Here is a 7,735-nt window from a genome sequence, read left to right on the forward strand (position 1 = left end):
CACGTTTCACTTTCGAATTATGAGCGAATATGCGCGAAATCAAACAATTCATGTTTTTACTATGGCTAAATGGTAAAAAACGAACTTCAGAGGGATAACAATGAAAACTCGCGACTCGCAATCAAGTGACGTGATTATCATTGGCGGCGGTGCAACGGGAGCCGGAATTGCCCGCGACTGTGCCCTGCGCGGGCTGCGCGTGATTTTGGTTGAGCGCCACGACATCGCAACCGGTGCCACCGGGCGTAACCACGGCCTGCTGCACAGCGGTGCGCGCTATGCGGTAACCGATGCGGAATCGGCCCGCGAATGTATTAGTGAAAACCAGATCCTGAAACGCATTGCACGTCACTGCGTAGAACCAACCAACGGCCTGTTTATCACCCTGCCGGAAGATGACCTCTCCTTCCAGGCCACTTTTATCCGCGCCTGCGAAGAAGCAGGGATCAGCGCAGAAGCTATAGACCCGCAGCAAGCGCGCATTATCGAACCTGCCGTTAACCCGGCACTGATTGGCGCGGTGAAAGTTCCGGATGGCACCGTTGATCCATTTCGTCTGACCGCAGCAAACATGCTGGATGCCAAAGAACACGGTGCCGTTATCCTTACCGCTCATGAAGTCACGGGACTGATTCGTGAAGGCGCGACGGTGTGCGGCGTTTGTGTACGTAACCATCTTACCGGCGAAACCCAGGCACTCCATGCGCCTGTCGTGGTTAATGCCGCCGGGATCTGGGGGCAACATATTGCGGAATATGCCGATCTGCGCATTCGCATGTTCCCGGCGAAAGGATCGCTACTGATCATGGATCACCGCATTAATCAGCATGTGATCAACCGCTGCCGCAAACCTTCCGACGCCGATATTCTGGTGCCTGGCGATACCATTTCGCTGATTGGCACCACCTCTTTACGTATTGATTACAGCGAGATTGACGATAATCGAGTGACGGCAGAAGAAGTTGATATTCTGCTGCGTGAAGGGGAAAAACTGGCCCCCGTGATGGCGAAAACGCGTATTTTGCGGGCTTACTCTGGCGTGCGTCCGCTGGTTGCCAGCGATGACGATCCAAGCGGACGTAACGTCAGCCGTGGCATCGTGCTGCTCGATCATGCTGAACGCGATGGTCTGGACGGGTTTATCACCATCACCGGTGGCAAACTGATGACCTACCGCCTGATGGCGGAATGGGCTACTGACGCGGTGTGTCGCAAGCTGGGCAACACGCGCCCCTGTACCACTGCCGACACGCCGTTGCCTGGCTCACAGGAACCGGCAGAAGTCACGCTGCGCAAAGTGATCTCCCTGCCCGCTCCGCTGCGCGGTTCCGCAGTTTACCGGCACGGCGATCGCACACCAGCCTGGCTGAGCGAAGGCCGCCTGCACCGCAGCCTGGTATGTGAGTGCGAAGCGGTAACTGCGGGTGAAGTGCAGTACGCAGTAGAAAATTTAAACGTTAACAGCCTGCTGGATTTACGCCGTCGTACCCGTGTAGGGATGGGTACCTGCCAGGGCGAACTCTGCGCCTGCCGGGCTGCCGGACTGCTGCAACGGTTTAACGTCACGACGTCCGCGCAATCTATCGAGCAACTTTCCACCTTCCTTAACGAACGCTGGAAAGGCGTGCAACCCATAGCATGGGGAGACGCACTGCGCGAAAGCGAATTTACCCGCTGGGTTTATCAGGGACTGTGTGGTCTGGAGAAGGAGCAGAAAGATGCGCTTTGATACTGTCATTATGGGCGGCGGCCTCGCCGGCTTACTCTGTGGCCTGCAACTGCAAAAACACGGCCTGCGCTGTGCCATTGTCACGCGTGGTCAAAGCGCGCTGCATTTCTCATCCGGTTCGCTGGATTTGCTGAGCCATCTGCCAGATGGTCAGCCAGTGGCAGACATTCACCACGGGCTGGAATCGTTATGTCAGCAGGCCCCTGCCCATCCTTACTCTCTTCTCGGGCCACAACGCGTACTCGATCTCGCTTGCCAGGCGCAGGCATTAATCGCTGAAAGCGGTGCGCAATTGCAGGGCAGCGTAGAACTGGCTCACCAGCGGATTACGCCGCTCGGCACTCTGCGCTCTACCTGGCTAAGTTCGCCAGAAGTCCCCGTCTGGCCACTGCCCGCGAAGAAAATATGTGTAGTGGGAATTAGCGGCCTGATGGATTTTCAGGCTCACCTTGCGGCAGCTTCGTTGCGTGAACTGGATCTTTCGGTTGAAACCGCAGAAATAGAGCTGCCGGAACTGGATGTCCTGCGCAATAACGCCACCGAGTTCCGCGCGGTGAATATCGCCCGTTTCCTTGATAATGAAGAAAACTGGTCGCTGTTACTTGATGCGCTTATTCCTGTCGCCAATACCTGCGAAATGATCCTGATGCCCGCCTGCTTCGGCCTGGCCGATGACAAACTGTGGCGTTGGTTGAATGAAAAACTACCTTGTTCACTGATGCTTTTGCCAACGCTGCCGCCTTCCGTGCTGGGCATTCGTCTGCAAAACCAGTTACAGCGCCAGTTTGTGCGCCAGGGTGGCGTGTGGATGCCAGGCGATGAAGTGAAAAAAGTGACCTGTGAAAATGGCGTACTGAATGAAATCTGGACCCGCAATCACGCCGATATCCCGCTGCGCCCACGATTTGCGGTGCTTGCGAGCGGCAGTTTCTTTAGCGGCGGACTGGTGGCAGAACGTGACGGCATTCGCGAGCCGATTCTCGGCCTTGATGTGCTACAAACCGCCACGCGGGGTGAATGGTATAAGGGCGATTTTTTTGCGCCGCAACCGTGGCAGCAGTTCGGTGTAACCACTGATGAGGCACTACGCCCGTCGCAGGCAGGGCAAACCATTGAGAACCTGTTTGCCATCGGTTCGGTGCTGGGCGGATTTGATCCCATCGCCCAGGGATGCGGCGGCGGTGTTTGTGCCGTCAGTGCTTTACATGCCGCTCAACAGATTGCCCAACGCGCAGGAGGTCAACAATGAACGACACCAGCTTCGAAAACTGCATTAAGTGCACCGTCTGCACCACCGCCTGCCCGGTGAGCCGGGTGAATCCGGGATATCCGGGGCCAAAACAAGCCGGGCCGGATGGCGAGCGTCTGCGTCTGAAAGATGGCGCACTGTATGACGAGGCACTGAAATATTGCATCAACTGCAAACGTTGCGAAGTCGCCTGCCCGTCCGATGTGAAGATTGGCGATATCATCCAGCGCGCGCGGGCGAAATATGACACCACACGCCCGTCACTGCGCAATTTTGTGTTGAGTCATACCGACCTGATGGGTAGCGTTTCCACGCCATTCGCACCAATCGTTAACACTGCTACCTCGCTGAAACCGGTGCGACAGCTGCTTGATGCGGCGTTAAAAATCGATCATCGCCGCACGCTACCGAAATACTCCTTCGGCACGTTCCGTCGCTGGTATCGCAGCGTGGCAGCCCAACAAGCGCAATATAAAGACCAGGTGGCTTTCTTTCACGGCTGCTTCGTTAACTACAACCATCCGCAGTTAGGCAAAGATTTAATTAAAGTGCTCAACGCAATGGGTACCGGTGTACAACTGCTCAGCAAAGAAAAATGCTGCGGCGTACCGCTGATCGCCAACGGCTTTACCGATAAAGCACGTAAACAGGCAATCACAAATGTAGAGTCGATCCGCGAAGCAGTGGGAGTAAAAGGCATTCCGGTGATTGCCACCTCCTCGACCTGTACGTTTGCTCTGCGCGACGAGTACCCGGAAGTGCTGAATGTCGACAACAAAGGCTTGCGCGATCACATCGAACTGGCGACCCGCTGGCTGTGGCGCAAGCTGGACGAAGGCAAAACCTTGCCGCTGAAACCGCTGCCGCTAAAAGTGGTTTATCACACTCCGTGCCATATGGAAAAAATGGGCTGGACGCTCTACACCCTGGAGCTGTTGCGTAAAATCCCGGGGCTTGAGTTAACGGTGCTGGATTCCCAGTGCTGCGGTATTGCAGGTACTTACGGTTTCAAAAAAGAGAACTACCCCACCTCACAAGCCATCGGCGCACCACTGTTCCGTCAGATAGAAGAAAGCGGCGCAGATCTGGTGGTTACCGACTGCGAAACCTGCAAATGGCAGATTGAGATGTCCACAAGTCTTCGCTGCGAACATCCGATTACGCTACTGGCCCAGGCGCTGGCTTAAAACTCCCATCTGATGCCCGGTAAGCATGTTGTTACCGGGCATTTTTGCGTCCACGATTCCGCGCTCAATGTATACGTTGCAACGCAGTGAAAATTCCTCTGAAAACGTCTCGCAAAGGCTGAAACTGGCAGATGTCAAAGGCCTGGGATAACCGTAATGTCGCGTTATCATAAATATCAGGTGACGGACAACCATGACCGAATCAACAACCTCCTCCCCGCATGATGCGGTATTTAAAACCTTTATGTTCTCGCCCGATACGGCGCGAGATTTTCTCGAAATACATCTGCCAGAGCCGCTGCGCAAGCTTTGCAACCTGCAAACCTTACGCCTGGAACCCACCAGCTTTATTGAAAAAAGTTTACGCGCTTACTACTCGGATGTTTTGTGGTCGGTGGAAACCAGCGACGGTGACGGCTATATCTACTGCGTGATTGAACATCAAAGTTCTGCAGAAAAGAATATGGCTTTTCGACTAATGCGCTATGCCACTGCCGCCATGCAACGTCACCTGGATAAAGGCTATGACAGAGTTCCGCTGGTGGTGCCATTGCTGTTTTATCATGGCGAAACCTCGCCCTACCCGTACTCACTCAACTGGCTGGATGAGTTTGACGATCCGCAACTTGCCCGGCAGTTGTACACCGAAGCTTTTCCGTTGGTGGATATCACCATCGTACCTGACGATGAGATCATGCAACATCGGCGTATAGCTCTGCTGGAACTGATTCAAAAGCATATTCGCGACCGCGATTTAATCGGTATGGTCGACAGGATTACCACGCTTTTGGTTAGAGGCTTCACTAATGACAGCCAGCTACAAACGCTGTTTAATTATCTGCTGCAATGCGGCGATACCTCCCGTTTCACCCGTTTTATTGAGGAGATTGCCGAACGTTCACCACTACAAAAGGAGAGATTAATGACTATTGCTGAACGGCTGCGGCAGGAAGGACATCAAATTGGCTGGCAGGAAGGTAAATTAGAAGGCTGGCAGGAGGGGAAATTGGAGGGTTTGCAGAAAGGCAAAGTAGAAGGTATGCATGAACAAGCCATTAAAATTGCCTTGCGCATGCTGGAACAGGGCATTGATCGTGACCTGGTGCTCGCAGCCACCCAGCTAAGCGAAGCCGATCTGGCAGCGAATAACCACTAATTAACACAGGCCCACAGCCGATCCCCATGGGCCTTTGATATCAATAATTACCTTTGATGCGTGGCCCATTTTTGCCTGATTTAAACATCGCCAGTCGTTGATCCAGGGCATCGCTGTAGAGCATCGTGTCAACGCCAACAGCGACAAAGTTCGCTCCCCACGCCAGGCATTGCTGCGCCATATCAGGAGCCACAGCCAGAAAACCAGCCGCTTTACCCGCAGCGCGGATCCGCCGAATGCTGGTTTCAATAATTCGCTGCACTTCCGGGTGCCCGGCGTTATCCGGGTAGCCCAACGAGGCAGAAAGATCCGCAGGTCCAATAAACACGCCGTCAATCCCTTCGACGTCGAGGATTTCGTCCAGGTTATCCAGTGCTGTTTTACTTTCCACCTGCACCAACAGACAAAGCGAATCGTTGACTTGCGCCATGTAATTCTCAATGCGTCCCCAGCGCGCAGCCCGTGCCACACTGGCCCCGACACCACGCTCACCGTAGGGAGGATAGCGCGTGGCAGACACCACCTGACGTGCCTGATCGGCAGTATCGACCATCGGGATCAGTAGAGTTTGCGCGCCAATATCCAGGACTTGTTTAATCAGCGACTTACTGCCTTCCACCGGACGGATCACGGGTTGGCTGGCATAGGGCGCTACCGCCTGTAGCTGGTGATAAAGATCCTGAATGGTGTTTGGCGCGTGCTCCCCGTCAATCAGCAACCAGTCATAACCGGAGGTGGCGGCAATTTCTGCCATATAAGAAGTAGTCGAGCTTAACCACAGACCAATTTGCACTTCGCCCTTGCGTAAACGTTCTTTAAAGGGATTGGTTAATAATGCGTTCATGGTGTTCCTTAACCTATTAATGATGTGCCACGTCGGTCTGCGCAACAGTGCGATTTACACGCAGAGTGAAAATAATCAGCGAACCGATGACCGCCACCGCTGCCAGCGTCAGTAATCCCGCCGCATCGCTGGCAAACAACGTTTCTGCTTTCACGCGCAGGATCGGGGCAATAAACCCACCCACTGCACCAAACAGGTTTACAAAACCAATCCCCGCCGCCAGCGCCGTACCGGAAAGAAGTTGTGTCGGCATCGTCCAGAACACCGGCTGCACGGCAATGAACCCGATGGCTGCAACACACAGCGCTACGATCGCCAGTACTGGAGAAAGCAGCCCGGAGAGACCAATACCAATGCCCGCCGCCAGTAATGTCAGCGCTGCGACATTACGCCGTTCGCCGGTTTTATCGGAATAGCGCGGAATAAGCCAGGTCCCAAACAAGGCCGCGACCCACGGAATGGCGGTGACCACCGACGCCGTAAAGCCCACTTTTGTCCCCAGCAATGCAGCAACCTGGGTCGGCAGGAAGAAAATTAATCCGTAAACCGCCACCTGAATGGTCAGGTAGATAATCGCCAGTTGCCAGACTCGGCCATTACGCAGCGCATCGCTCAATCGAGAAGTCACTTTCTGTTGTTCTTCACTTGCCAGTTGATTGATAAGCAACGTTTTTTCTTGTTTACTCAGAAAACGTGCCTGCTCCGGTGTGTCATCAAGCCAAAAGAATGTGAATATCCCAGCGCCGACTGCCAGCAATCCTTCAATCACAAACATCCAGAACCAGCCGGGATGCCCCATAAATCCATGCATCTCCAGCAGCGCGCCGGAAAGCGGTGATCCCAGTGTTAACGCCAGCGGTGCGCCCATATAGAACAACCCCATAATGCTGGCGCGATTACGCTGCGGAAACCATTGCGAGGTGAGATAAATCATACCAGGGAAAAACCCGGCCTCCGCAGCACCAAGCAGAGTGCGAACGATCAGAAATTTCGCTTCAGTATCGGCCCATGCCGTGGCTGCCGAAAGAAATCCCCACAGCAGTGTTGTCGTACCAATCCAGGTTCTGGCCCCCAGTTTTCGCATCAAAAGATTCGCCGGAACCCCCAGAAACGCGTATACCACAAAGAAAATGCCTGCTCCCAGACCAGCCCTTCGATAATACTTTGCTGTACAGCTGCAGGTTGCCAGGCAAGCAGGCATTTACCTATTCCGGAGCGATAAAGCGAAAGGCTTTTTCCTTCATGGGAACGCACGCTGATAGTGGCTGATGACTCCACTTTCAAAATGTAATAAGCGCTGCCGTTATCAATAATCCCCAGGTGACATAACAGCCCGGTGGTATCCATCAGTTGCGTCAAACGCGGTCGAGCCAGTTCCCGGAGATCCATCTTGCTTAACGCATGACCGGAAAGCTCCACCAGCCTGGTCCACAAACAAAAATTTTCCTGGTGATCAAGGGTGACTGCTCCCCGCCCTGTCGGGCGAGGCTTCCCACTTCTTAAGCCGCAACCGTCTGTGTGACGGATTTACGCTGGCCTCCATGGGCAGAAACGACGAGTCCCGCCGCTT

Annotated in this window: 6 protein-coding genes and 2 pseudogenes; 4 read left to right on the top strand and 4 right to left on the bottom strand. The window is 54.2% G+C overall.

What is annotated here, in order from left to right:
- Nucleotides 1–100 precede the first annotated feature (100 nt).
- The 4 genes from glpA (at nt 101) to ACJHXB_RS11240 (ending at nt 5,321) form a co-directional block, all read left to right on the top strand.
- A complete protein-coding gene (gene glpA, locus ACJHXB_RS11225) occupies nt 101–1,729 on the top strand; it encodes an anaerobic glycerol-3-phosphate dehydrogenase subunit A (protein WP_000857236.1) in 1,629 nt (542 codons plus the stop codon).
- Complete coding sequence (gene glpB / locus ACJHXB_RS11230) at nt 1,719–2,978, top strand: glycerol-3-phosphate dehydrogenase subunit GlpB (RefSeq protein WP_410233496.1); 1,260 nt, start codon at nt 1,719–1,721, stop codon at nt 2,976–2,978. Before glpA ends, glpB begins: the two co-directional genes overlap by 11 nt.
- The gene (gene glpC / locus ACJHXB_RS11235; RefSeq protein WP_001000377.1) at nt 2,975–4,165 is read left to right on the top strand and encodes an anaerobic glycerol-3-phosphate dehydrogenase subunit GlpC; all 1,191 of its coding nucleotides are present in this window, start codon (nt 2,975–2,977) and stop codon (nt 4,163–4,165) included. The genes glpB and glpC overlap by 4 nt, the downstream gene beginning before the upstream one ends.
- Nucleotides 4,166–4,358: 193 nt before the next feature.
- Nucleotides 4,359–5,321 (top strand): ISNCY family transposase, encoded by a 963-nt coding sequence (locus ACJHXB_RS11240; protein ID WP_000140532.1) that lies wholly within the window; start codon nt 4,359–4,361, stop codon nt 5,319–5,321.
- Nucleotides 5,322–5,361: 40 nt separating this feature from the next.
- Here the strand turns inward: ACJHXB_RS11240 and yfaU are convergent, their stop codons facing one another.
- From yfaU to ACJHXB_RS11260, 4 genes and pseudogenes are all read right to left on the bottom strand, one after another.
- Entirely contained in the window at nt 5,362–6,165 is an 804-nt protein-coding gene (gene yfaU / locus ACJHXB_RS11245; protein WP_000992991.1) for a 2-keto-3-deoxy-L-rhamnonate aldolase, read from the bottom strand.
- A gap of 16 nt (nt 6,166–6,181) precedes the next feature.
- Nucleotides 6,182–7,366: an MFS transporter gene (locus tag ACJHXB_RS11250; RefSeq protein ID WP_410233497.1), complete on the bottom strand. Its 1,185-nt coding sequence runs from the start codon at nt 7,364–7,366 to the stop codon at nt 6,182–6,184.
- Nucleotides 7,297–7,629 (bottom strand): annotated as a pseudogene (locus ACJHXB_RS11255) (IclR family transcriptional regulator C-terminal domain-containing protein); the annotation flags it as partial. The gene ACJHXB_RS11250 and the pseudogene ACJHXB_RS11255, both read right to left, overlap by 70 nt.
- Before the next feature lie 35 nt (nt 7,630–7,664).
- Nucleotides 7,665–7,735: pseudogene (locus ACJHXB_RS11260) on the bottom strand (transposase); the annotation flags it as partial.

The organism is Escherichia sp. WS3227_2, assembly GCF_046486495.1.
In the GTDB taxonomy this organism is placed as follows: domain Bacteria; phylum Pseudomonadota; class Gammaproteobacteria; order Enterobacterales; family Enterobacteriaceae; genus Escherichia; species Escherichia coli.